Raw genomic sequence first — 371 nt, 5'->3', positions numbered from 1 at the left:
ACCTGGGGCAGCGGCAGCGCTGGCGTCAGCGGCGTGGTCAGCAGCATCAACAGCCTGGTCGGCAGCCAGACCAATGACTACGTGGGCAGTTACGGCATCACGGCGCTGAGCAACGGCAACTATGTCGTGCGCTCCTCCAATTGGGCCAACGGCAGCAATGCCAACGCCGGCGCCGTCACCTGGGGCAGCGGCAGCACCGGCATCAGCGGCGTGGTCAGCAGCAGCAACAGCCTGGTCGGCAGCCAGGCCGAGGACCGGGTGGGCAGTGACGACATCACGGCGCTGAGCAACGGCAACTATGTTGTGAGTTCCTCCTCCTGGGATAGCGGCGGCATTGCCAACGCCGGCGCCGTCACCTGGGGCAATGGCAG

General features: G+C 66.6%; 1 protein-coding gene. It reads left to right on the top strand.

Going from position 1 to position 371, the window contains the following annotated elements; all coding sequences use genetic code 11:
• Positions 1-371, top strand: a 371-nt coding sequence (locus ACOVRJ_RS15750) for a hypothetical protein (protein WP_422044778.1), incomplete at both ends; no start/stop codon positions are given.

The sequence above is a fragment of the Roseateles sp. genome (genome assembly GCF_049240545.1).
Classification (GTDB): domain Bacteria; phylum Pseudomonadota; class Gammaproteobacteria; order Burkholderiales; family Burkholderiaceae_C; genus Paucibacter_A.
This window is presented reverse-complemented; position numbering and strand designations above follow the sequence as displayed.